The organism is Williamsia deligens, assembly GCF_024171765.1.
Taxonomy (GTDB): domain Bacteria; phylum Actinomycetota; class Actinomycetes; order Mycobacteriales; family Mycobacteriaceae; genus Williamsia_A; species Williamsia_A deligens.
Window position 1 is genome coordinate 1,221,329 of sequence record NZ_JAMTCI010000001.1, and the last position, 22,011, is coordinate 1,243,339.

The window sequence follows — 22,011 nt, forward strand, 5'->3', positions numbered from 1 at the left end:
ATGTTCGACCATCTGCTGGTCCTCGACATCGCCGGAGGTGCCATCCGCCGGGTCGACCTCGACGGTGCCGTGAGCACCGTCGTCACCGACACCGGGCCCGCCCCGGACGGCATCGTCCGTGACGCCGCCACCGACCGGATCTGGTGGACCCTGATGGGCCGCCCGACTCGCGGCGACGAGGGATCCGACTTCACCGCCCGCAACGGCGGCCTCCGCTCGGCGCGGACCGACGGCTCCGATGTCACCACCGTCCTTCCTGACGGTGCGATCACCACCGGCAAGCAGCTCGATCTCGCCGGCGGCCATCTCTACTGGGGCGACCGCGAGGGCGGACGCATCAGCCGCGTGGCCGTCGACGGTGGCGAGGTCACCGACCTCGTGGTCCGACCTCGTGATCCCGAGACCGGCCTCGTCGACATCCACGACCAGTGCGTCGGCATCGCGGTGGATGTCGCCGGTGGCCACCTCTACTGGACACAGAAGGGCCCGGCGAAGGGCGATGCGGGACGCATCTTCCGCGCCGGCATCGACATCCCCGACGGCGAGACCGCGGAGACCCGCACAGATGTCGAGACCCTCTGGTCCGATCTCCCCGAGCCCATCGACCTGTGGTTCGACGCGTCGTCGTCGACCCTGTTCTGGACCGATCGCGGCGCGGCCCCGTTCGGCAACACGCTGAACAGCGCGCCCGTCCCCGCTGTCGGTGAGTCCGGCGTCGAGCCGACGGTCCTCGCGAAGGACTTCGCCGAGGCGATCGGACTCGCGGTGGACACCGACGCGGGCGTCGCCTACGTGACCGCCCTCGACGGCAGCGTGCGGGCCGTGCCCATCCGCGACGGCGCCCCGGCCGAGCGGGTCGTCGCGACCGTCGACGGCAGCGCGTTCACCGGGATCGTGGGGGTGGCGTCATGAGCCGCGGCAGCACCGGTCAGACCGTGGCCATCGTGGGTGCCGGCGTCATCGGTCTGTCGTGGGCGCGCCTCGCCCGTGAGCACGGCTGGACCGTCGCCATCACCGACCCCCGGCCCGATCTCGCCGAGATCGTCGCCGCGGAGTTCGGTGACGACCCGTCGGTGCGCGCGGCCGACAGCCTGGCCGACGCCGTCCGTGACGCGGACCTCGTCCAGGAGAACGGACCCGAGCGGTTGGCGATCAAGCAGGAGCTGTTCGCCGAGATCGGCGCTGCGGCTCCCGCGAACGCGATCCTGGCGACCTCCAGCTCGTCGATCACCGCGTCGGAGATCGCCGTCGACCTCGACGCGGATGTCGCTGCCCGGCTCCTCGTCGGTCACCCGTTCAACCCACCGGAGCTGATGCCGCTCGTGGAGGTGTTGCCCGGCACTCGGACAGCGCCCGACACCACCGAGCGGGCTGTCGCTCACTACCGCGAACTGCGACGCGAACCGGTCGTCATCGCGAAGGAGCTCCCCGGTTTCGTCGCGAACCGACTGCAGGGGGCCATCTCCCGCGAGGCGCGGTATCTCGTGCAGCAGGGCGTGGTCTCCCCCGCCGACCTCGACACCATCCTGCAGAACTCGCTGGGTCTGCGGTGGGCGACCATCGGGCTGTTCGAGGGCAACGTCCTCGGCGGCGGCCCGGGCGGCATCCGCCACCTGCTCGCCGGGGTCGGCGCGCAGACCGGCGGCATCGAACCCGGCGTGCCCGCTACGGATCCCGCATCGATGGAGCGTCTCGTCACTGCCGTCGAGGACACCTACGGCACCGGTGACGCCGTGTACGAGGAACTCCGCGCTCGTCGAGACCGGCGCACCCGCGCGGTGCTGGCGGCGCTCGAGGCCGATGACGGCGGCGCCTCCGCTCCGAGCCCTGCGGATGCGCCGGCGTAGGAACCATGTCCGGACGGGCGTACGCTCACGAGGTAGGACATTGCAGGGCAGGTTGCGTCTGATGGCTACAAGGTGATGTGAAGGCGCAACCCCGTCGGTTCAGCAAGTAGCTTGTGGGTCCTTTTCTTCACCGTTGCGATGGCGTTCTCCAACGGATTTCACGTTGTGTTCGATCGCCGCCGTACAACAAGGTGACCCGCTCGTCGGGGCGGGCAAGGGATTCAGCTCTGCGCGGGATGGTCGATGTCGACGAGCCGCTGCGCGACGTCGACAACGAGAGTGTTGGTGTCCTGGGACAGTTCTCGCAGCATGTCGAAGGCTTGTTGGCTGTCGATGTCGAAACGTTCCATGAGCATCCCTTTGCTCTGGCCGATGATGTCGCGGCTGGCCAGGGCGCGCTCGAATTGCTCCTGCCGTCGTGCGGCATCCCAGACCATGGCAGTGTGGGTCGCGAAGGTCATTCCGATGTCGCGTGCGGCGGGGGTGAAAGCGTGCGGCGTGCCGGAATACACGTTGAGCGCGGCCCGGGTGCGGGTGCTGCTGAACAGCTGTAGCGACAGGATCGACCGGATCGGTGTCCGTGCCAGGGCGTCGACGCGGTAGAGCGGCCAACGGGTTTCGGTCTCGAGGTCTGTCACCTCGACAAGGAGGGCGCCGGCTGCGGCAGTCAGGCAGGGCCCCTGGCGGTGTTCGCGTTGGATGTCGTCGAGCGTCACGGGAAAGTCGGTGGTCGCGGCCGGGGTGGTGACGTGGTTCGCGGTGGCGACAGTGATACCGGCGTGTTCGGCACCGGGAATGACGCCGAGCGCATAGTCGGTCATCTGGGCTATGACGGTGCCGGAATCGACAGCGTCGGCGTGAAGATCTCGCGCAAAAGCGTTGATCGCGAGTTGAACAGCGGAAAAATCAGGAGTGGTCACGTGCGATCCCTGCGTAGGTGTCGCACTGACCGGCGGGCGCGGACAATTCTTGCGAGCTCCGTCGCCGCCCGAACGGCAGTGACGAAGCTAGTCAGATCAACAGACCTCAGTGTACGGGCCGCGTCAACGTGTCGAGTCGAGCATCCTGGCCTCGGAAGCGCACTCCCATCCGCCGTCGCCATCGGTCAGCGAACTGCGCGCTGCTGTCTGTACTGAGAACCATCTGACGGAACAGAACTTCTCAATCCTGAATTTTGATCACGGGTGCACCGTTGCAGGTTTACGGTTGCGGAGAATCAGGTGGTTCTCGGTGATCCCGCTCCCCTGCAGCGTCGGCCGACCGGACGAGGTGAGGACTGCAATGACAGGTTCCGGGTGGAGTCTTGGTAAGCGCGTCGCCTGTGATTCACCGGCGAACCGATCCATCGAGCATGCCGTGAGCCCTGCGGTGACCATCACTCGACGGACCCTGCGCAGGTTGCGGGGCGTGGTCATCGCCGTCCTGGTGTTCGCGACGATGTCGGTGGCGCCGGTGGCGAGTGCGGCCGCGTCGCCTCTCGACGACGTTCTCGGTGCTCTCGATCTCGGATCGAGTTCCGTCGCCCCGGGCGTGGGGTCGCCGCCCGCCACCGGGTCGCCGGTGGAGCACACCCTGACCATCCGGTACACCGGGGCCGCCACTGACATCAGCTACGCAACGTTCAACGTGCGTGCGAGTTCGTGCCTGCGACCCGTGTCACCGGATTACGCCACCCAGGAGAACGAGTTCCCGCAGACGAGAACTGCGGCAATCGTTTTCCGTGTGGTCAGAAGCGGTGGCTGCACCAAGGGCTACGTGCTGTTCCAGCTGATCCTCAAAGCGGGGAACCAGCGGTTGACGGGCAACTTCCGACTCGAGGTCACCGACTCGGCCACCGCACCGGCACCGAAGGTGACCTGCTCGTCGGACCCCGACTGGGAGCGAGGAAACACCCCCATGGCGTGTGCTGCCACGCCCGACACCGTCACCTACTCGTGAACGCCACGACCACGGCGACCTCGACGCGCGGCTGCGTACCGGGCCGGTCCCAGAGAGCAGGAGAACCTGGATGATCGGACACAACTTCGTTCGCGTCGCCGTGGTCGCGGCCGGTGTGACTCTGTGCGGCGCGTTCCTCATGCCCGCGGTGTCGGCTGCGCCCGTTGTGCCGCTCGGCATCGACCTCGGGTCGTCGGGAACGACACCGCCATCGGGGCCTACACCCAGCGGGTACGGTGTCTATACCAAAATCGACCCTGACCTGTCCGGGCTCGAGGTCGGAACCACCTGAGGTGCAACGTATCTCGGGGGTGACTGCGTGACCGACCCAGGAGGACGAGGGTTCTTCTGGGACAGCGGGAACGGCAACCCGTTCCGTTCGTGCTTCTACGACCCGTCGACGGCCCTGTACCGGTTCGAGCTCACCACACCCACAAGACAGCGGGCAACGGTGCAGATCCGCTTCACGTCGTTACCCACCATCGTCCCCGGCTTCGCTACGGTCGGCGCGGAATGCGACGGGGGCGGCAACACGACGTGCGCGGATGGACGAGACGGCGCGCAACGAATCACCGGTGCAGTACTGATGCCACGTCCCAAACTCGGACCACTTCCCACATCGCCCGCTGAGAACTACCGGTTCTGCGCGAGCGAGTCGCTGCCGTGCTCGGTGCAAAACGGAACCACAGTCGCCTTCGGAACGGGAACCGCGTTCGTGCAGAAAGTCGTCGATGGCCCCAGCGTCCGCTGCACCACCGAGCAGTTCGGTGGCGTGGACCCCGCGCCGGGGAAGTTCAAAGACTGCTTCGTCGTTCGATGAACGCGAACGCCGACTCCGTGCCGGCGCGACTCAAGTCAGTGGTGGAGCGCAGTGGCGCTCCTCTCGGCGGTGTATGTGTCCCGAGGCGCTGTCGATGAGTAGTGAGCAGGCATCGCTCAAGGATCGGGAAGCCGGCCTCGGTGGGCGCGCCTCTCAGCCGACAATTCCTCTGACAGAGGTTTGCACAATGAATGCACGTCCCGCGTACCGTCCGAAACGGTTGCCCGCAAGCGGCTGCGCGCCTGCCGACCACAAGCCAGACCTCTCGCGAGCTCCTTGCAATCGTTTGCCGGGAGGTGGGTCGACGGCCGTGTGGGCGTGCACGCCGCATGAAGTCGAGCTGTCCCGTCGCGCGCCGAGTCGGCGAAATCGGCCATGCGCGTTGAACAACGACACCACCGAGAAAGCTGGCTGACGATTTTCACCACAGGTCAGAAATCCGATCGGATACACCGACGTGTCTCCGCGACAATCTCCTGCGTTCGTTCGACGACGTTGGTTCTCCTCGTGTCGGCGGTCGCCGTCGCCGTCGTCGGTGCAGCACCTGCGGTCGCGACACCCCCGGCCGCGACGCCGGTCACCACGCTCTTCCAGATCTACGCTTCCCGCGGCGGGGATCAGAGCGGCGCGCGCTGCGCCTGGGACGAATCGAGCGGCACATGCCGACTCGATGGGGGCCCAGCGAATTCGGTGGGCTTCGATTCGACGCCGATCGACGTGCAGTGGAGCACCACATCGACCTCGACTGACGGCTCGAATCGTATTCTCACGGTTCGCCCCTCCAGCCCGACGTCACGGATCTTCATCCAGGGCCGTCTCACCATTCGTACTGAACAAGACCACGACTTCGGTGAGCTGTTCGTCGACAAGATGTTCGACCCCCGATTCGGAGTGCTGACCCAGACAGGGCAGCGACTTTCGCTCCAGGTGCAGACGTTCAGCGACCCATATCTGTTCAGGTTCTTCGTGGGTGGACCCCTCAGTGTCTACAGCCCGGACACACCCAACTCAGGTGCACCTGTGTTCGGGAGCAGCTAGCTGCGTTCGCAGCCGAGACCGCTGTCGTGACGGCGCCCCCATCCGCTCGCCCAGACATACGGTCAACGTCACGAAAGGACACGACGATGTGGCTTCGGTCCAAGCCTTCGGATCACGACCAGGTCGACCCGACGACGCCTCCGACACAGCGGCGGACAACTGGCGCGGGCCGCTCGCCCCGGCGCAGTCTCCCTGTGGCGATCATTGCTGCGGTGATCACACTGGGGTCCGTCGCAGCTCCCGCGACCGCAGACATCACGGCCCCCCGTCACCTCCCCTCCACCGATCCACGAGTCGTCGACAAACCGTTCTCGTTCGTCGGCACCGGTGATCTGGATTCCGGGTCCGGGCCCTGGTGGAGCGACCCACCCGCGGGACGAAGTGTGTTGACGACGGACCGCGGAAACTCAGAAGGATTCGTCGGCGACGGCGCTCTCCTCACGTGGCGGATGGGCTTTCCTGAACTCGACGGCACCCAGATCGTTCCGACCACCTTCGTCTCCCTCAGAGTGCCCGGGGAGGACGGGGTCTTCCTGCACGGCGACTTCGTGTCCTCGCGGCCCTCCGGCGATGATCCATCGGGGTCCGGGACACTGAAGCTCACCAGGTTCCACAGCCCCGACTTCGGAACGCTCATCGACCCGGACACTGGGGGATACCAGCGCGTCCAGCTGACGACGACCCGCACCGCCTCGACGCTCCGGTTCGAGCTCTCCGGCGTCCTCCGCGTGCTCCCACCCGACACCCCGAACACCCCACGGCCGCTGCTCGGGAGCAGCTGAGATCTCTCGCGCTGCGGCGGGGCCACCGTCGACTTATTCTCACGATCGTCCATTCGCGAAGATGAATGTCAGGTTCGGGGAAGCCCATGTCGCGGTTGCTCGTTCTCGTCACGGCGGTGGCGCTGATGTGTCTGTCCGCGGTGTCTGCCGCGTCGGCCACGCCCGTCGACGCCATCGGGACAGCACCCCGAGACCTCGCCCGACCCGGGCCGTTCGTCGTCGCATCGACGGCAGCAACCGTTCCCTGTTCGGGCCCGGGCGCGGCCGATCAGAACGCTGACGCGCGGCGGCAGGGCGCGCGCACCCCACTGCAGTGCACGACGACCCAACCGGTCCTCGGCGGTCCCGAGACGAGCGTCGACTTCTACTACCCGACAACCGCACCCGGCCGACGACCACTCGTCGTGTTCGTTCCCGGCGACGGCGCCAACCCCGGGTACTTCGCCGCGCTGGCGCGCCACTGGGCCGGCTACGGCTTCGTCGTCGCCATCGCGATGATCCGGCACGAGATCCTCCCGGGCAGCCCGTTCCTCGGCGTCCGGCGAGCACTGGCCGCGGACCGCGACCCGCGCTCACCGGTGTTCGGGCGTGTCGACGACAGGTCGGTGATCCTCGCAGGGCATTCCGCAGGTGCGACGAAGGCGATCGAGGCCGCCGGACTGGACGGCGCCGCCCGGCGCGGACTGCCGACGCCACCCGATCTCGCGCTACCTCACGGCGTCCGACTGACAGCCGTCCTCGCACTGCAACCCGACGTCCACACCGTCACCGCCGCCGTCGACGCCCCCACGTTCACCGTCACCGGCGACGCCGACCGGACATCGCGACCGGGTCCGATCGGCTCGATCGTCCAGGATCGGATCGACGGCCCGGCCTGGTTCGCCGTCGCCCACGGTGCGCCACACCTCGTCAGCGTCGATCCCGTCGCCACCGTCCCGTTCACCCGGGCCGCGCTCGCGTTCCTCCTCGCGACGACAGGCGACGTCACCGCCTGCCGGGCATTCGTCGGCCCGCAGTGGTCACTCCGCACCGATCCGACCTTCGTCCGCACCGTCCGGAACCGAACCGCAGCGGCGGTCACCTGCCCGGTGGGAGCGACGCGGTGACCCGCATCCTGGCGCTGACGTCGCCGGCACGGGGACTGCTCTATCCGATCGTCGAGACGGCACTCACCCTGCGCGCCCGCGGCCACGACGTGCACCTCGCGACCATCGCCGACGAGGTCCCGATGCTGTGGGACCTCGGCCTCGGTGCATCCCCGCTGCCGCCCGCGCTGGAGAACGCCGTCCCCGGCGATCACCACGACGGCAACCACCGCAGCGTGCGCGCCCTGACCGACCGCCTCGTGGCCCGCGCCGACGCCGAGTTCGACCACCTCTCCCACCTCATCGCCCAGCACGCCCCCGATGTGGTCATGGCGGACGTGTCCGCGACCGGCGCGCACCTCGCCGCCGAGGCGTCGGGCCTGCCGTGGGCGATCTGGAGTCCGACCTTCCTCCCGCTCCGGACCGACGGGCCACCGCCGGGTCTCGGTCTGCGGGTGCGGCCCGGTCGGGTGTGGCGGGCCCGCGACGCCGCTCTCGGTGCCGTCGCCCGTGGGGTGTGGGACCGCGCGTTCCTGCGACCGCTGAACGACCTGCGTGATCGTCGAGGCCTCCCTCCGGTGGCGCACACCGAGGACATCGTGCGGGGTGCGCCCCTGGTCATCAGCCTCTGCGGCCCGCCGCTGCAGCAGCAGTCGTCGACGTGGCCGTCGTCGATCGTGACCGTCGGCCCGTCGTTGTGGGGGCCGCCGGCCGACCCCGACCCCCGCGTCGCCGCGATCAGCGGACCGCTCGCGCTGGTGACGTGCTCCACCGAGCTACAGGACGACGCGGTACTCGCCCACACCGCTCTCGACGCGCTCGCGGACAGCGGCCTGCACACGGTCGTCACCACCGGCGCCCACGACCCAGCTCGCTTCACCGCGCATCCGTCGGCGACGGTCGCGCGCCTGCTGCCCCACGATCAGGTCCTCGCCCGCGCGGACGTGGTGATCACCCACGGCGGCCTCGGCATCACGCAGAAGGCCCTCGCCCATGGCGTCCCGCTCGTCGTGGTCCCGTTCGGTCGGGATCAGCGCGACGTCGCCGTCCGCGTCGAGGCGGCGGGTGTCGGTGTCCGGCTCCTGCCCCGCTCGATGACGACCCGCAGCCTGCGCGACGCGGTCGATCACGCGGTCGGACTGCGCGCTCGGGTGCGCGACGTCGCACGGGTCATGGACGCCGACGGATCGGCCAGACGCGCCGCCGATGCGCTCGACCACCTCGCCGCGTCCGCGCGGCGACGGGCCGCATGACGTGATGGTCGGCCGGACACCACGTGGACGATCCGGACATCGCCTACGCTGGTTTCGAGATCCGTAGTCCCGAGCGGTACTCCAGGAGAGCGAGACGATGTCCGGCGACAAGACGCGACGATCGACACACCGTCGCTTCGTCGCACGCCCGGAGGCTGCCCGCCGTCATCCACTCGAGCGGGACGTCGACGTCCGCGAGCGCCGACAGCATCTGCTGCTCATCCTGATGGCGATGGTGTTGCTGCCCCTCGCCGTCGTCCCCGGGATCATCATCTGGGCGTCGCAGGATCCTGCGCCGACGCCGACCATCACGATGGTCAACGCCACCACCGACACGTCCGCACCACCGATGACACCGATCGCCTCGACCCTGGGACGCGACGACATCGGAACGGTGGTCGCCCACTGGGACTTCCGCGGCACCACCCACACGGGCCGCATCGTCGTCCCGCCGGGCACGCAGTCCGGTAGCAAGCTGTTGCTGACCGTCGACGACAAGGGCGAACCCACACCGCCCCTCCCGCTGCGTGCGGATTCGAGCGTCACCGGCGTCGCCGTCGCGGTCGTGTTGGTCGGTTTGGTGATCGCGGTCTTCCTGGCGCTCCGGACGTGGGTCACCACCCGGTGCGATCGGGCGCGCATGGCGCAGTGGGATGACGACCTCGCCCGACTGCTGAGCTGACCCGCTCCACCGTCGCCCGGTGACTCAGGCGGAGGCCACCAGACGTACCGCCGCGTCCCTCGCGCTGCCCCAGGGGTCTGCTCCGACGCCGACCCCGTGGGCGACGAGGGCACCTTCGTGGAGCGCGAGGATCGCCTCCGCGACGCCGTCGTCGGCCACTCCGGCATCGGCGATGATGCCCCGGAAGAGGTCGAGCAGTTCCTGTTTCTGCGCCGAGACGAGCTTCGCAACCGGGTGGGCCGGGTCGCTGAACTCGGCGTGGGCGTTGGTGAACCCGCACCCCCTCCCGCCGTCGCTGTCGGACCATCCCGCCGACGCGTCGAACACAGCGCGCAGGCGGTCGATCGGGTCCGGGCCGGCCGCGTCGAGGGACTCGGTGCGCAGCGCGAGCCAGCGGCGGTCGCGGCCCCGCAGATACATCTCGACGAGGACGTCCTTCGACCCGAAGCGGTTGTAGAGGGTTCTCTTCGTGACGCCGGCCTCCTCGGCGATCGTGTCCACCCCGACGGCGTGGATGCCGCGGTCGTAGAAGAGCGTCGACGCCGTGTCGAGGATGCGTCGCGCTCCCGGCGTCAGGTTCGTCATCGAGTCCTGCGACCTCATGGACGTTGACTATACCGATCTGTAAAGTCTGCCCGGTGACTACTTCACAGATCGGTAAAGTTCCCGCGTCGATCAGCGGTGGCACCGTCGCGACGGTCGGCCTGTCGGTGTTGTTCGTCCTGTGCTGGAGCAGCGGGTTCATCGGCGCCAAGCTCGGCGCGGCTGACGCCGAGGTGGCCACCGTCCTGATGTGGCGGTTCCTCCCACTCGCCGCGGTGCTCGCGCTGCCGGCGTGGCTGCTCGCCCGGCGACGCGGCGCAGTGCCCGGCCGGCGATCTCTCGCCCGGCAGGTGACGATCGGCCTGCTCTCGCAGAGCGGCTACCTGCTGTCCGTGTACTGGGCGATCGCGCTCGGTGTGAACACCGGGACCACCGCACTCGTCGACGGCATCCAGCCCCTGGTGGCCGCGGCGGTGATCGGGCCGCTGCTGGGGGTCGTCGTGTCGGGGCGGCAGTGGCTCGGGTTGGTCCTCGGGCTCGCCGGCGTCGCTGTGGTCACCCTCGCCGACGCGGGCACGAACGGCACCGCCCCGTGGTGGTCCTACGCGATCCCGGTCGCGGGGATGCTGTCCCTCGTCGCCGCCACCGTCGTCGAGCGACGTGACGCCGAACCGGTGCCGCCGCTGACCGCACTCGCCATCCACTGCGCGACGAGTGCCGTGGTGTTCACCGCGCTGGCCGTCGTCACCGGACAGGCCGTGCCGCCCGTCGCGCCGTCGTTCTGGATCGCGATGGCGTGGCTGGTGGTACTGCCGACGTTCGGGGGCTACGGGCTCTACTGGCTCTTGCTGCGGCGCATCGGCGTCACCCGGGTCAACACGCTGATGTTCCTCATGGCGCCGGTCACCGCGGTGTGGGGAGCGATCGCGTTCGGCGAGTCCTTCCCCGCGACAACGGCGGTGGGGATGATCATCGGCGTGCTGGCGGTCGCCGTCGTCGCCGGCCGCGATCGGACCGGCGCCGGGGTGTCACGCCGTCTCGCGGACCCGACGACCGCGCACAGCCGCCCACGCGCCGGTGCACCAGAGGGCCCACGCGATCAGCACGGGCTGGAAGAACAACCGGATCAGTCGGGCGCTGTCGGTGTCGAGACCGAAAGCGTCCCGATGATCGACGTACTGCGCGATGTTGCCGGGGAACACGGCCACGAAGAACGCCGCGACGATCCACCCCATGACCACCTTGTGCCGATACAGCAGGATCAGCGCGGCGCCGAGGACGATCTCCACGATCCCCGACGCGATCACCACGAACCCGGTGTCCAGTGGCACCCACCCCGGGACCTGCGCGTCGAACGAGTCGCGCGCGAAGGTCAGGTGCGCAGTACCGGCGAAGATCAGGAACCCACCGAGGACCCCACGCAGGGCGTTGCGCAACCAGAGCACGAGGCCTCCATCGCCGGGGGATGTCGTGTCCCACGGTAAGGGATCGACATCTCGCGCATGCGTGTGTCCGGTTGTGGGTCGGCGTTCACCACGCCGGTAGTTTGCGGGTACTGCACCACCGCCCGCTTTGTGAGGAGCCACCATGGCCGTCGATCGACTCCTTCCCTCCCAGGAGGCGCACGATCTGATCGACCTGACCCGCGATGTCGCCGACCGCGTCCTCGCGCCGATCGTCGACGAGCACGAACGCTCCGCCACCTATCCCGACGGTGTCTTCGCGACCCTCGGTGAGGCGGGACTGCTGAGCCTCCCGTACCCGGAGGAGTGGGGCGGCGGTGGGCAGCCCTACGAGGTGTACCTCCAGGTCCTCGAGGAACTCGCCGCCCGGTGGGCGACGGTGGCGGTGGCCACGAGTGTCCACGGCCTGTCGTGTCACCCGCTCGCCGCGTTCGGTACCGAGGAACAGAAGCAGCGGTGGCTGCCGGACATGCTGAGCGGCAGCATGATCGGGGCGTACAGCCTGTCGGAGCCGCAGGCGGGGTCGGACGCAGCCGCGCTGAGCTGCAAGGCCGTGCTCGAGGGCGATCACTACAGCGTCACCGGGACGAAGGCATGGATCACCCACGGCGGTGTGGCCGACTTCTACAGTCTCTTCGCGCGGACCGGCGAGGGGTCCAAGGGCATCTCGTGTTTCCTCGTCCCGTCGGACACCGACGGCCTGTCGTTCGGTAAGCCGGAGGACAAGATGGGCCTTCATGCCGTGCCCACCACCGCGGCCCACTACGACAAGGCCGTCGTCCCGGCGGATCGACTGATCGGTGACGAGGGCCAGGGTCTGCAGATCGCCTTCAGCGCCCTGGACTCGGGTCGCCTCGGGATCGCCGCCGTCGCGGTCGGTCTCGCGCAGGCCGCGCTGGACGCCGCCGTCGACTACGCGCACGAGCGCACCACCTTCGGGCGCAAGATCATCGACCACCAGGGGCTGGGGTTCCTCCTCGCCGACATGGCCGCGGCCGTGGACTCCGCGCGCGCGACCTACCTCGACGCGGCCCGTCGGCGCGACGCGCAGCGGCCGTACTCGCGGCAGGCGTCGGTGTCGAAGCTCGTCGCCACGGATGCGGCCATGAAGGTCACCACCGATGCGGTCCAGGTCTTCGGTGGGTACGGCTACACCCGCGACTACCCCGTCGAGCGGTACATGCGCGAGGCGAAGATCACCCAGATCTTCGAGGGCACCAACCAGATCCAACGCCTGGTGATCAGCCGGACCCTCGCCCGCTGATCGTCGACGTCAGCCGTCGATCTTGTTGCCGTCGGCGTCCCAGTGCTCGGCGACTTTCTTCGACGGCTGCACCCGCGGCGGTTCGCCGGGCATCTTCGGGTAGTCGGGCGGGAAGTTCAGCTCGCCACCGGGCAGTCGCTCCCACAGCTCGAGCAACGGGTCGAGGGGGTAGGCGGTGTCGTTCATGCCGGCCCACGGGTCGCCGTCGGCGACGTACTCGGGTGCTGTGAACAGGTTGTACGCCGCGGGGTCGGAGGTGTCGGCGAGACGCTCCCAGCTCATCGGTGTCGAGACGGGCGCGCCGGGGCGGGGCCGCAGGCTCCACGCGCTCGCGATCGTGCGGTCACGGTTGTTCTGGTTGTAGTCGATGAACAGCCGCGCACCGCGTTCCTCCTTCCACCAGGCGGTGGTGACGGAGTCGTCGCGGGTCTCGAGCTCGCGGCCGAATCCGATGGCCGCGTGCCGCATGTCCTCGAACGACCACTGCGGGGCGATGCGGACATAGATGTGGATGCCCCGGTTGCCGCTCGTCTTCGGGTACCCGCGCAGTCCCAGCTCCTCGAGCAGCTCGCCGGCGACCAGCGCGACCCGGCGGGCGTCGGTGAACGTCGTCCCCGGCTGGGGGTCGATGTCGATGCGGAGCTCGTCGGGATGGTCGAGGTCCGCCGTCGTCACCGGCCACGGGTGGAAGGTCAGCGTCCCCATCTGCGCCGCCCAGACGATCGCCGCCGGTTCATGGGGACACAGCTCGTCGATCGGCCGACCGTTGGGTGTGTGCACGCGCACCGTCCGCAACCAGTCGGGCGCGCCCTTCGGCAGCCGCTTCTGATAGAAACCGTCCGCGTCCCGGTCCTGTGGACCGGTGGCGAGCTTCATGCCCTCCCGCCAGCCGTCCGGCCAGCGCTCCATCGCTATGGGTCTGTCGCCGACGGCCCGCATCATCGCCTCACCCATCGATGCGAAGTACTCGCAGACCATGAGTTTGGTGACCTCGGGGGTCGATTCGGTCGCCTCGTAGACGACGCGGTCGGGACTGGACACGCGAACCTCACGGCCGCCTGCGTCCACCGTCGTCGCCGGGGTCTTCGCCATGGGTCCACGCTATCCGCGTCACCGTCGGATCGGGCACCGCTGCGCCGTGCCGGTGCGCCACAATGGTCCGGTGGACCTCCCCGTGATGCCCCCGGTCTCGCCGATGCTGGCCAAGCCGGTGAAGTCGATGCCGCCGGCGGCGTCGTACGAACCGAAGTGGGATGGGTTCCGCAGCATCTGCTTCCGCGACGGCGACGACGTCGAACTCGGCAGCCGCAACGAGCGCCCGCTCACGCGCTACTTCCCCGAGGTGGTCGCCGCCGCGCTCGCCGAACTCCCCGACCGGTGCGTCATCGACGGCGAGATCGTCGTCGCCACCGACCACGGACTGGACTTCGAGGCCCTGCAGCAACGCATCCACCCCGCCGACTCCCGCGTGCGCATGCTCTCGGAGAAGACGCCCGCGGCGTTCATCGCCTTCGACCTCCTCGCCCTCGGCGACGAGGACTACACGTCGCGACCCTTCACCGAACGTCGCGCCGCGTTGGTCGAGGCCCTCGACGGTGTCGGCCCCACCTTCAATGTCACCCCGGCCACCACCGACGCCGACGTGGCGCAGACCTGGTTCTCCGACTTCGAGGGCGCCGGCCTCGACGGGGTGATCGCCAAACCCTTCGACGTCACCTACCAGCCCGACAAGCGCGTGATGTTCAAGGTGAAACACGAGCGCACCGCCGACTGCGTCGTCGCCGGCTACCGCGTCCACAAGTCCGGGCCGGACGCGATCGGGTCGCTGATGCTCGGGCTCTACACCGACAGCGGGTCGCTCGCCTCGGTCGGCGTGATCGGCGCCTTCCCGATGGCCAAGCGACGCAGCCTGTTCGAGGAGCTGCAGCCCCTGGTGACCAGCTTCGACGACCACCCCTGGAACTGGGCCGCGACCGAGGCCGGCCAGCAGACACCCGGCCGGAACGCGGGATCGCGGTGGAACTCGGGCAAGGACCTGTCGTTCGTGCCACTGCGACCCGAGCGCGTCGTCGAGGTCCGCTACGACCACATGGAGGGCGAACGCTTCCGGCACACCGCGCAGTTCAACCGGTGGCGTCCCGACCGCAATCCCCTCTCGTGCACGTACGAGCAGCTCGAGCAGCCCGTGACCTTCCGGCTCGACGACATCGTCCCCGGATTGGGCACGTGACCGCCGCCATCCGACCGATCGCACTCGCCCTCATCCGGCGCCCCGCCGACGGCGCGGTGCTGGTGACAGGCCACGGAATGGACAGTGACGACCCGCGCGTCCGGCCCGTGGGCGGCGGCATCGAGTTCGGGGAGTCCGCCCGCACCGCGCTCGACCGGGAGCTGCGCGAGGAACTCGGTGTCGGCGTCCGGGAGGCGGAACTGCTCGGCGTGTTCGAGAGCATCTTCGACGTGGACGGCGTCACCGGCCACGAGATCGTCTTCGCCTTCCGCACCACCGTCGACGACACCGGTCTGCACGACCGCGACCGCTTCCCGATCCTCGACGCACCCCACGAGATCGCCTGGTGGTGGAGGCCCGGCATCGACGACGGACGGCTGGTCCCCGAAGCGCTGACCGATCTCGACGTCAGCCTCGGACGCACCGACCAGGTGTAGGAAGAACCGATGAGCACACGGTTCGGCATCGGGCTCGGCGGCGAGGTCGAGCCCGGCGAGCTCCCGGGATTCGTCGACCGACTCGAGGACGAGGGCGTCGACTCGCTGTGGTTCTCGGAGCTGGTCTATTCGCCCGCGGTCGACCCGTTCGTCGGCATGGCGTACGCGGCGTCGCGGACGAGGCGGCTGAAGGTCGGGACGTCGGTCGCGGTCCTGCCCGGGCGACAACCGGCGCTCGTCGCCAAGCAACTGATGTCGTTGGCGGCGTTGGCCCCTCGCCGGGTACTGCCGGTGTTCGGCCTCCAACCCGGCAACCCCCGCGAACGCGAGCTGTTCCCCGTCGCGGGCCGGCGTGGCGACATCTTCGACGAGTCGCTTCGTCAGCTGCGCGCAGCGCTCGACAGCGATGACATCCGCCAGGGGACACCCGGCTCCCTGGACATCTGGCTCGGGGGACGGGCGCCTGCGGCGTTCCGCCGGATCGGAGCCCTCGGCGACGGGTGGCTCGGCAGCTTCCTCACCCCCGCCGAGACCGAGGCCGGTGTCGCCGCCATCCGTGACGCGGCAGCAGCAGCCGGCCGCCACGTGGACGACGACCACTTCGGCATCACCCTGCTGGTCGCCGATGGTGCCCATCCCGACGAGGTGATGCGCCGCGCCGGGGCGCAGCGACCCGACGCGGACCCGCGCGAACTCGTCGCCACCGACTGGCCCGCATTGCATCGGATGATCGACGACCACATCGCTGCGGGCCTCAGCAAGTTCGTCATCATCCCGGCGGGCGGTGACACGACGTCCTTCGTCGACCGCTTCGTCGGAGAGCTCCTGCCCCGTCAGACGTGACCGTGCGCGCGGCACTCGTCCGGGACATCGGCGGCGGGGCGACAGTGCGCGCGTGAGCGATCCCTAGACTCGGCTCGTGAGTCGTCGTGAGGGGACAGCGGTACAGGTCTCGTGGCGTCCCGCCGTCCGTTCCGCCTCCGGCGCCGTGGCCATGGAGTGGTGGTCGCCGGTGTCGGGTGCGGGTGACCGGCAGTGGTTGGTCGAGTCGTACGTGCAGCGCATCGCCCGCCTCGCCGATGTCGACGACGTCAGCATCCACCATCTCGACGACGGCGAGCTCGTCCTCGTCGAGATCCTGGCGCCGGCGCGCACCGGCCTCGACCTGGCCGACCTCTCCCGGGGCCCCCTCGAGGCCCGATCCCCCACCGCCGGTCTGGTGACCACCCGGGGCGACGCCCTCGTCGTCCGCTCCGAGGCGACGGTGGGCGGTCGCGCTGTTCTGACGCTCTCGCTGCTCCACGAGGTCGCCCGGGCGGACCTGCTGGTGACCCTGCGCGATGCCGTCGTGCCCGCACTGTCCGTCGCACCCGGTGTCCGTGGTGTCCGTGCGCACCTCGCCGACACGCGGCACGGGGGTTCTGTCCTCGGCGATCTCGTCGTCGTGGTCGCGGCGCGCGATGTCGCCTCCGCCGTGGACGCACTCGACGCCGTGACCGAGTCCACCGGGCTCGCGCAGATGGCGACCGAGCTCCGCACCCGACCGGTCCTGTCGACGCAGATCGTGCGCGAGGACGGCCGACCGCTGCTCCCGCAGCGGGGTCCGGTGGCCAAGCCCTCCCTCGACCCGCGACCCCGCCGGCCTGACGCGCGCCCGGAGGTCGGCACGCCGCGCCGACTACGGTCCGCCCGCGTCATCCGTGTGCCCGGCGGGTTCGCCGAAGACGTCGTCGTGGACGGTGCCGGGCAGCTGCTGTGCGGCGTCGACGGTGGTGCCATCCTGCGCATCGATCCGACGACCTTCGCGGTGGAGACCCTCGCGTCCACCGGCGGTCGACCCCTGGGGCTCGAACATCGCGAGGACGACACACTTCTCATCTGCGACGCACACTGCGGGTTGCTCCGCCTCGACCTGTCCACCGGCGAGCTCGTCACCCTGACGCGGTTCGTCGACTCCCGCCCACTCCGGTTCTGCTCGAACGCGACGACGCTGCCCGACGGGACGATCTGGTTCACCGAGTCGACCACGCGCTTCGACTTCGAGCACCACCGCGGATCGATGATGGAGAACCGCCCATCGGGGCGCCTTCTCCGGCGGACGCCCGACGGGATCGTGACCGTGATCCGCGACGACCTGTGGTTCGCCAACGGCGTCACGCGCACACCGGATGCCGACGCGCTGCTCGTCGTCGAGACAGCCGCTCTCCGGGTGAACCGGATGGCGTTGTCCGGCCCACGAGCTGGTGCCTTCGACGCGGTGACCGCGGGGCTACCCGGATACCCCGACAACATGTCCGCGTTCCGCGAAGGGCGTGCGTGGATCCCGCTGACCAACCCGCGGATGGCCGCGCTCGACATGCTCGGCACCGCGCCGCGGCTGCTGTCGCATCTCGCGTGGCGCATGCCCGAGAGGCTGCGCCCCGAGCCGGATCACACGGTGTGGGCCGTGGCCGTCGACCCGAACGGCGACATCGTCGACGAGGTCCACGGCACGCATCCCGACTTCCACACCGCGACCGGGGCCGTCGAGGTCGACGGGACGCTGTTCATCGCGAGCGTGTTCACCGAGGCAATGCTCGCGATCGACCTGACGGGATCGCGGTGACCGGCGCCGGACGGTTCGCCCCGTCACCGTCGGGCGATCTCCACGTCGGCAACCTGCGAACGGCGTTGTTGGCGTGGCTCTTCGCGCGCCACACCGGACGCTCGTTCCTGCTGCGCATCGAGGACCTCGACGACCGCAGCTCGTCGGAGGTGGCCGACCGACAGGTCGCGGATCTCACCGCCATCGGTCTCGACTTCGACGGTGACCCGGTTGTGCAGTCCCAGCGGCGATCACGCTACGACGAGGTGATCGACGGACTCGACACCGCGGGGATGACGTTCGAGTGCTTCTGCACCCGCAAGGAGATCCTCGCCGCACCGCGTGCGCCGCACTCGCCGCCGGGCGCCTACCCGGGGACCTGTCGCGATCTCGACGAGGGCGAGCGGGCGGAACGCCGCGAGTCGGGCCGACCCCCCGCGATCCGGTTGCGGTCGGACATCACTGAGTTCACCGTGCAGGACGAGCTGTGCGGGACGTTCACCGGCGTCGTCGACGACTTCGTGTTGCGCCGTGGGGACGGCGTGGCGGCGTACAACCTCGCCGTGGTCGTCGACGACGCGGACAGCGGCGTCGATCAGGTGGTTCGCGCCGACGACCTGCTGAGTTCGACACCACGGCAGGCGTACCTCGCGCAGGTGCTCGGACTGCCGGTGCCGACCTACGCCCATGTCCCGCTGGTGCTCAACACCTTCGGGACGCGGTTGGCGAAGCGGGACGGCGCGGTCACCCTGACCACCCTGGCGTCTGTCGGGGTGTCCGCCGAGCGGGTCCGCGCGCAGTTGGCCGGATCGCTGGGTCTCGGCGACGGGTCGGAGACCCCCGACCCCGCAACGCTTCTGGCGCGCTTCGACCCGTCGAAGATCCCCGCCGGACCGTGGATCCTCGATCCCGTCGACCTGCTCTGAGGCCGACGGGACCGGAGGTCAGGCCTGGGTGTTCTTCGCCGGGGACACCACGCCACCGGTGAGCACGCGGTAGGCGTAGGTGCCGGCGATGAGGGTGACGGGGATCGTCACCAACAGCCCGACCAGGCACAGGACCGCGCCGACCACGTTGAGCAGGAAGCAGACGATCGCCAGCGGGAACAGCTGCCCGAAGTGCTGGGTCGTCAGCCGGAACGTGTTCGAGAACGCCGCACCGAATCCGTCGTTGCGATCGATCGCGAAGGTGAGCGCGTACCAGGTCAGATAGAGCAGCACGAGGCCCGGGATGATCAGGAGCACGAACCCGATGCCGACGACCAGACCGACCACGATCACCAGCCCGAAGACGGCCCCCAGGTTCTGGAACCGGAAGAAGGCGCCGAGGTTCGGCTTGCGCCCGTCGCACTCGTCGAGCGCACCCCGGATGTAGGCGGCCTGGAACAGCACGCCCACCACGAAGGACACGATCGAGCCGACGATGCTCAGGGCCGACGTCGTCGTGGTCAGGTCATCGGTGCTGAACCCGCGGAACGCCAGGTTGATGACCACGTTCACCAGCACCGACACCAACGCGATCAGCAGCCAGCTGCCGACGTTGCCGCTGAACTTGCTCCAGCCGTAGGACAGGGCCGACCCGATGGAGAACTGCGGCGGTGTCTGCAGGCCCGGTGGCTGCGGCGGCGGGAACGCCGATCCCTGCCCGTACTGAGGAGGCGGCGGGTAGCCACTCGGCGGCGGCGGATATGCGCCGGGCGGAGGGTACGACCCCTGAGGAGGTGGATACGACCCCGGAGGTGGGTATGCGCCGGGCGGGGGCGGGTAGCCCGACTGCCCGTCGTCGGGATGCTTGCGCAGCGGATCCTCGGGTGGCTGGGTCATCGTCGCTCCTCCGCGGGCGGGTCGTCCGGTCGGAGCTGAGCGTATGGGGTCCGCGGTCCCGGCGGGCGGTCTCCGACGACATGGCTCATGCGCTGCACGTCGGCGTCGTCCGAGACACGGTCGCGCCCGATCTGCCTGTTTTAGACTGACGTCCGATCCGCCGTGACCGCGTCGGACACAGGAGAGGACCCCGAGATGACCGGACCGCAGCAGTACCCGGGCCAGAACCCCGAAGGGCAGGACCCCGGGTACGGGCAGTCCCCCCAGTACGGCCAGACGCCCCAGTACGGGCAGGCACCCCAGTACGGCCAGGGGCCAGATCTCGGCAAGGGCGGCCAGCAGGCGAGCTACCCGCCGCCGGGTGCGTACCCGCCCCCGCAGGGCAGCTACCCGCCGCCGGCCCAGGGCAACTACCCGCCCCCTCCGCCCGGTCAGTACGGAGCCCCGAACGAGCAGGGCATCTACTCGACCTCCGGTCAGCCCGCCGGCGCCGGTCTACGACTGGTGGCGCGCATCCTCGACGGCCTCATCGTCGGTATCCCGGTCGCGATCATCGAGGGCATCGCCGCCGCGGTCGGCGGCTGGGTCGTCGGTTACATCGTCGCGCTGATCCTCAGCCTGGCCGGGTTCGCCTACTTCGTGCTGCTGGAGTCCCGCAACGGCGCGACGCTCGGCAAGCGCATCATGTCGCTGCGCACAGTCGGGCCTGACGGCGGCCTGCCTACGCAGGACGTGGCGATCCGTCGCAACGCGTTCATGCTGCTCGGCTTCGTCTCGGCGCTGCTGAACTTCACCTTCATCCTGTCCGGCCTCGTCGGACTGGTGACCCTCGCGGTGTTCATCGCGCTCGGCGTCACGATCGCCAACGACCAGAACAAGCAGGGTTTCCACGACAAGTTCGCGGGTGGCACGCGCGTCATCCGCGCCTGACGCCAGATCGCCTCGACTACTCCGGCCGGTCCGCCTCCGCGGGCCGGCCGGCGTAGTACCGGGCGAGGAACGCGTCGCGGAAATCGGTGTAGGTGCCGTCCTCGATCGCCGCGCGTACGCGGTTCACCAGGGTGACGATGAAGTGTTCGTTGTGGATGGTGCACAGCGTCGAGGCGAGTCCCTCCTTCGCCCGGAACAGGTGGTGGATGTAGGCCCGGGTGTACGCGCTCGAGTAGTTGGTGAGCTCGGGCTCGATGGGCGCGAAGTCGGCGCGGAACCTGCTGTTGGTGATGTTCACGCGGCCGTCGAAGGTGTAGACCGCGCCGTTGCGCGCCACCCGTGACGGCGAGACGCAGTCGAAGGTGTCGGCGCCGTTCTCCACGGCGGTGAAGATGTCGTCGGGCTCGCTGATCCCCAGCAGGTGGCGGGGTGCCTCGTCCGGCAGCTCGTCGACGACCCAGCCGACGATGGTCCCCAGGTTGACCTTCTCGAGCGCTCCGCCGATGCCGTACCCGCCGAATCCCCGTCCGCCGTCGGCGATGTCGCGTCGGTGCAGCTCGACGAGACCCCGTGTGGCACTGCGACGGAGATCCTCGTACTGCGCACCCTGCACCACACCCCACAGCGCCTGCGGCGGCCGGTGAGCGCGCTCGACCGACTGACGGTTGTGTTCGGCGAGACACCGCTCCGCCCACAACCGGGTCCGTTCCACCGACGTCTCCTGGTACCCACGGGTGTTCATCAGCGTGGTGAGTTCGTCGAACGCGAAGATGATGTCGGCGCCGAGCTGGTGCTGGATCCGCATCGACACCTCGGGGGTGAACCGGTGTGTCGACCCGTCCAGGTGCGACTTGAAGGTGACGCCGTCGTCGTCGACACGCGCCAGCCGCTCCTTCCCGGGCGCGATGACGGCGTCGTCCTCTTGCCCGGAGACGTCCATCGAGATGACCTTCTTGAACCCGGCACCCAGGGACATCACCTGGAACCCACCGCTGTCGGTGAAGGTGGGGCCGGGCCAGTTCATGAACGCGCCGAGACCGCCTGCGGCATCGACGATGTCGGGTCCGGGCTGCAGGTAGAGGTGATACGCGTTGGCGAGCACGGCCTGGGCACCGAGCTCGGCGACAGACTCGGGCAGCACCGTCTTGACGGACGCCTTGGTGCCGACGGGCACGAAGGCAGGGGTCGCGATGTCCCCGTGCGCGGTGTGGATGACGCCGGTGCGCCCGCGGGTGCCGGGCAGCTGCGTGCCCGGCGTGAAGGGTGTGGACGTCACCGGGAAATCATCCCAG

The 22,011-nt window shown here is 69.3% G+C and carries 22 protein-coding genes and 1 pseudogene; 17 read left to right on the forward strand and 6 right to left on the reverse strand.

Annotated elements, in window-relative coordinates; translation table 11 throughout:
• Both LX14_RS05840 and LX14_RS05845 read left to right on the forward strand, forming a co-directional pair.
• Window positions 1-912 carry an SMP-30/gluconolactonase/LRE family protein gene (locus tag LX14_RS05840; protein ID WP_253646309.1) on the forward strand — a complete coding sequence of 304 codons (912 nt, stop codon included), beginning with the start codon at window positions 1-3 and terminating at the stop codon, window positions 910-912.
• The gene (locus LX14_RS05845; RefSeq protein ID WP_253646310.1) at window positions 909-1,847 is read left to right on the forward strand and encodes a 3-hydroxyacyl-CoA dehydrogenase NAD-binding domain-containing protein; all 939 of its coding nucleotides are present in this window, start codon (window positions 909-911) and stop codon (window positions 1,845-1,847) included. The genes LX14_RS05840 and LX14_RS05845 overlap by 4 nt, the downstream gene beginning before the upstream one ends.
• 221 nt (window positions 1,848-2,068) lie before the next feature.
• Here LX14_RS05845 and LX14_RS20900 read toward each other — a convergent pair whose 3' ends face one another.
• Window positions 2,069-2,767: a GAF and ANTAR domain-containing protein gene (locus LX14_RS20900; RefSeq protein WP_253646311.1), complete on the reverse strand. Its 699-nt coding sequence runs from the start codon at window positions 2,765-2,767 to the stop codon at window positions 2,069-2,071.
• Window positions 2,768-3,203: 436 nt separating this feature from the next.
• On the opposite strand from LX14_RS20900, the gene LX14_RS05855 reads away from it, so the two are divergent.
• From LX14_RS05855 to LX14_RS05885, 7 genes are all read left to right on the forward strand, one after another.
• Window positions 3,204-3,785, forward strand: coding sequence for a hypothetical protein (locus tag LX14_RS05855; RefSeq protein ID WP_253646312.1), 582 nt, complete (start codon window positions 3,204-3,206; stop codon window positions 3,783-3,785).
• 319 nt (window positions 3,786-4,104) lie between these two features.
• Entirely contained in the window at window positions 4,105-4,605 is a 501-nt protein-coding gene (locus LX14_RS05860) for a hypothetical protein (RefSeq protein ID WP_253646313.1), read from the forward strand.
• 507 nt (window positions 4,606-5,112) lie between these two features.
• The gene (locus tag LX14_RS05865; protein WP_253646314.1) at window positions 5,113-5,643 is read left to right on the forward strand and encodes a hypothetical protein; all 531 of its coding nucleotides are present in this window, start codon (window positions 5,113-5,115) and stop codon (window positions 5,641-5,643) included.
• Window positions 5,644-6,029: 386 nt separating this feature from the next.
• Window positions 6,030-6,425, forward strand: a complete 396-nt coding sequence (locus LX14_RS05870; RefSeq protein ID WP_253646315.1) for a hypothetical protein — start codon at window positions 6,030-6,032, stop codon at window positions 6,423-6,425.
• 86 nt (window positions 6,426-6,511) lie between these two features.
• Window positions 6,512-7,531, forward strand: coding sequence for an alpha/beta hydrolase (locus tag LX14_RS05875; protein ID WP_253646316.1), 1,020 nt, complete (start codon window positions 6,512-6,514; stop codon window positions 7,529-7,531).
• Window positions 7,528-8,763 carry a glycosyltransferase gene (locus tag LX14_RS05880; protein ID WP_253646317.1) on the forward strand — a complete coding sequence of 412 codons (1,236 nt, stop codon included), beginning with the start codon at window positions 7,528-7,530 and terminating at the stop codon, window positions 8,761-8,763. Before LX14_RS05875 ends, LX14_RS05880 begins: the two co-directional genes overlap by 4 nt.
• A gap of 97 nt (window positions 8,764-8,860) precedes the next feature.
• Window positions 8,861-9,445 carry an Rv1733c family protein gene (locus LX14_RS05885; RefSeq protein ID WP_253646318.1) on the forward strand — a complete coding sequence of 195 codons (585 nt, stop codon included), beginning with the start codon at window positions 8,861-8,863 and terminating at the stop codon, window positions 9,443-9,445.
• A 24-nt stretch (window positions 9,446-9,469) separates the two neighbouring features.
• On the opposite strand, the gene LX14_RS05890 is transcribed toward LX14_RS05885, so the two are convergent.
• Window positions 9,470-10,048, reverse strand: a complete 579-nt coding sequence (locus LX14_RS05890; protein WP_253646319.1) for a TetR/AcrR family transcriptional regulator — start codon at window positions 10,046-10,048, stop codon at window positions 9,470-9,472.
• 107 nt (window positions 10,049-10,155) lie between these two features.
• Here LX14_RS05890 and LX14_RS05895 point away from each other — a divergent pair.
• Window positions 10,156-10,926 (forward strand): annotated as a pseudogene (locus LX14_RS05895) (DMT family transporter); the annotation flags it as partial.
• A 90-nt stretch (window positions 10,927-11,016) separates the two neighbouring features.
• On the opposite strand, the gene LX14_RS05900 reads toward LX14_RS05895, so the two are convergent.
• Window positions 11,017-11,424 carry a DoxX family protein gene (locus LX14_RS05900; RefSeq protein WP_253647904.1) on the reverse strand — a complete coding sequence of 136 codons (408 nt, stop codon included), beginning with the start codon at window positions 11,422-11,424 and terminating at the stop codon, window positions 11,017-11,019.
• 151 nt (window positions 11,425-11,575) lie between these two features.
• Here LX14_RS05900 and LX14_RS05905 point away from each other — a divergent pair, with 151 nt between their 5' ends.
• On the forward strand, window positions 11,576-12,715 hold the full coding sequence (locus tag LX14_RS05905; RefSeq protein ID WP_253646320.1) for an acyl-CoA dehydrogenase family protein: 1,140 nt from the start codon (window positions 11,576-11,578) through the stop codon (window positions 12,713-12,715).
• A 9-nt stretch (window positions 12,716-12,724) separates the two neighbouring features.
• On the opposite strand, the gene LX14_RS05910 is transcribed toward LX14_RS05905, so the two are convergent.
• Complete coding sequence (locus tag LX14_RS05910; RefSeq protein WP_253646321.1) at window positions 12,725-13,807, reverse strand: DNA polymerase domain-containing protein; 1,083 nt, start codon at window positions 13,805-13,807, stop codon at window positions 12,725-12,727.
• A gap of 70 nt (window positions 13,808-13,877) precedes the next feature.
• On the opposite strand from LX14_RS05910, the gene LX14_RS05915 reads away from it, so the two are divergent.
• The 5 genes from LX14_RS05915 to gluQRS all read left to right on the forward strand — a co-directional run bounded on the left by LX14_RS05915 (window position 13,878) and on the right by gluQRS (window position 18,892).
• Complete coding sequence (locus tag LX14_RS05915) at window positions 13,878-14,945, forward strand: ATP-dependent DNA ligase (RefSeq protein ID WP_253646322.1); 1,068 nt, start codon at window positions 13,878-13,880, stop codon at window positions 14,943-14,945.
• Window positions 14,942-15,382 carry an NUDIX hydrolase gene (locus tag LX14_RS05920; RefSeq protein ID WP_253646323.1) on the forward strand — a complete coding sequence of 147 codons (441 nt, stop codon included), beginning with the start codon at window positions 14,942-14,944 and terminating at the stop codon, window positions 15,380-15,382. The genes LX14_RS05915 and LX14_RS05920 overlap by 4 nt, the downstream gene beginning before the upstream one ends.
• A gap of 9 nt (window positions 15,383-15,391) precedes the next feature.
• On the forward strand, window positions 15,392-16,225 hold the full coding sequence (locus LX14_RS05925; protein WP_253646324.1) for a TIGR03854 family LLM class F420-dependent oxidoreductase: 834 nt from the start codon (window positions 15,392-15,394) through the stop codon (window positions 16,223-16,225).
• 76 nt (window positions 16,226-16,301) lie between these two features.
• Window positions 16,302-17,987, forward strand: a complete 1,686-nt coding sequence (locus LX14_RS20905; protein WP_253646325.1) for an SMP-30/gluconolactonase/LRE family protein — start codon at window positions 16,302-16,304, stop codon at window positions 17,985-17,987.
• Window positions 17,984-18,892, forward strand: coding sequence for a tRNA glutamyl-Q(34) synthetase GluQRS (gluQRS, locus tag LX14_RS05935; protein WP_253646326.1), 909 nt, complete (start codon window positions 17,984-17,986; stop codon window positions 18,890-18,892). Before LX14_RS20905 ends, gluQRS begins: the two co-directional genes overlap by 4 nt.
• A gap of 18 nt (window positions 18,893-18,910) precedes the next feature.
• Here the strand turns inward: gluQRS and LX14_RS05940 are convergent, their stop codons facing one another.
• Entirely contained in the window at window positions 18,911-19,789 is an 879-nt protein-coding gene (locus tag LX14_RS05940) for a hypothetical protein (protein ID WP_253646327.1), read from the reverse strand.
• A gap of 195 nt (window positions 19,790-19,984) precedes the next feature.
• Between LX14_RS05940 and LX14_RS05945 the strand changes: the two genes are divergently transcribed.
• The gene (locus LX14_RS05945; protein WP_253646328.1) at window positions 19,985-20,719 is read left to right on the forward strand and encodes an RDD family protein; all 735 of its coding nucleotides are present in this window, start codon (window positions 19,985-19,987) and stop codon (window positions 20,717-20,719) included.
• A 16-nt stretch (window positions 20,720-20,735) separates the two neighbouring features.
• On the opposite strand, the gene tgt is transcribed toward LX14_RS05945, so the two are convergent.
• Entirely contained in the window at window positions 20,736-21,995 is a 1,260-nt protein-coding gene (tgt, locus tag LX14_RS05950) for a tRNA guanosine(34) transglycosylase Tgt (RefSeq protein ID WP_253646329.1), read from the reverse strand.
• Window positions 21,996-22,011 lie beyond the last annotated feature (16 nt).

Bases quoted from the DNA above. Each gene is read 5' to 3' on its own strand.
- LX14_RS05840 (WP_253646309.1), top strand. From the start codon at position 1: ATGTTCGACCATCTGCTGGTCCTCGACATCGCCGGAGGTGCCATCCGC.
- LX14_RS05845 (WP_253646310.1), top strand. From the start codon at position 909: ATGAGCCGCGGCAGCACCGGTCAGACCGTGGCCATCGTGGGTGCCGGC.
- LX14_RS05875 (WP_253646316.1), top strand. From the start codon at position 6,512: ATGTCGCGGTTGCTCGTTCTCGTCACGGCGGTGGCGCTGATGTGTCTG.
- LX14_RS05885 (WP_253646318.1), top strand. From the start codon at position 8,861: ATGTCCGGCGACAAGACGCGACGATCGACACACCGTCGCTTCGTCGCA.
- LX14_RS05890 (WP_253646319.1), bottom strand. From the start codon at position 10,048: ATGAGGTCGCAGGACTCGATGACGAACCTGACGCCGGGAGCGCGACGC.
- LX14_RS05905 (WP_253646320.1), top strand. From the start codon at position 11,576: ATGGCCGTCGATCGACTCCTTCCCTCCCAGGAGGCGCACGATCTGATC.
- LX14_RS05910 (WP_253646321.1), bottom strand. From the start codon at position 13,807: ATGGCGAAGACCCCGGCGACGACGGTGGACGCAGGCGGCCGTGAGGTT.
- LX14_RS05925 (WP_253646324.1), top strand. From the start codon at position 15,392: ATGAGCACACGGTTCGGCATCGGGCTCGGCGGCGAGGTCGAGCCCGGC.
- LX14_RS05940 (WP_253646327.1), bottom strand. From the start codon at position 19,789: ATGACCCAGCCACCCGAGGATCCGCTGCGCAAGCATCCCGACGACGGG.
- LX14_RS05945 (WP_253646328.1), top strand. From the start codon at position 19,985: ATGACCGGACCGCAGCAGTACCCGGGCCAGAACCCCGAAGGGCAGGAC.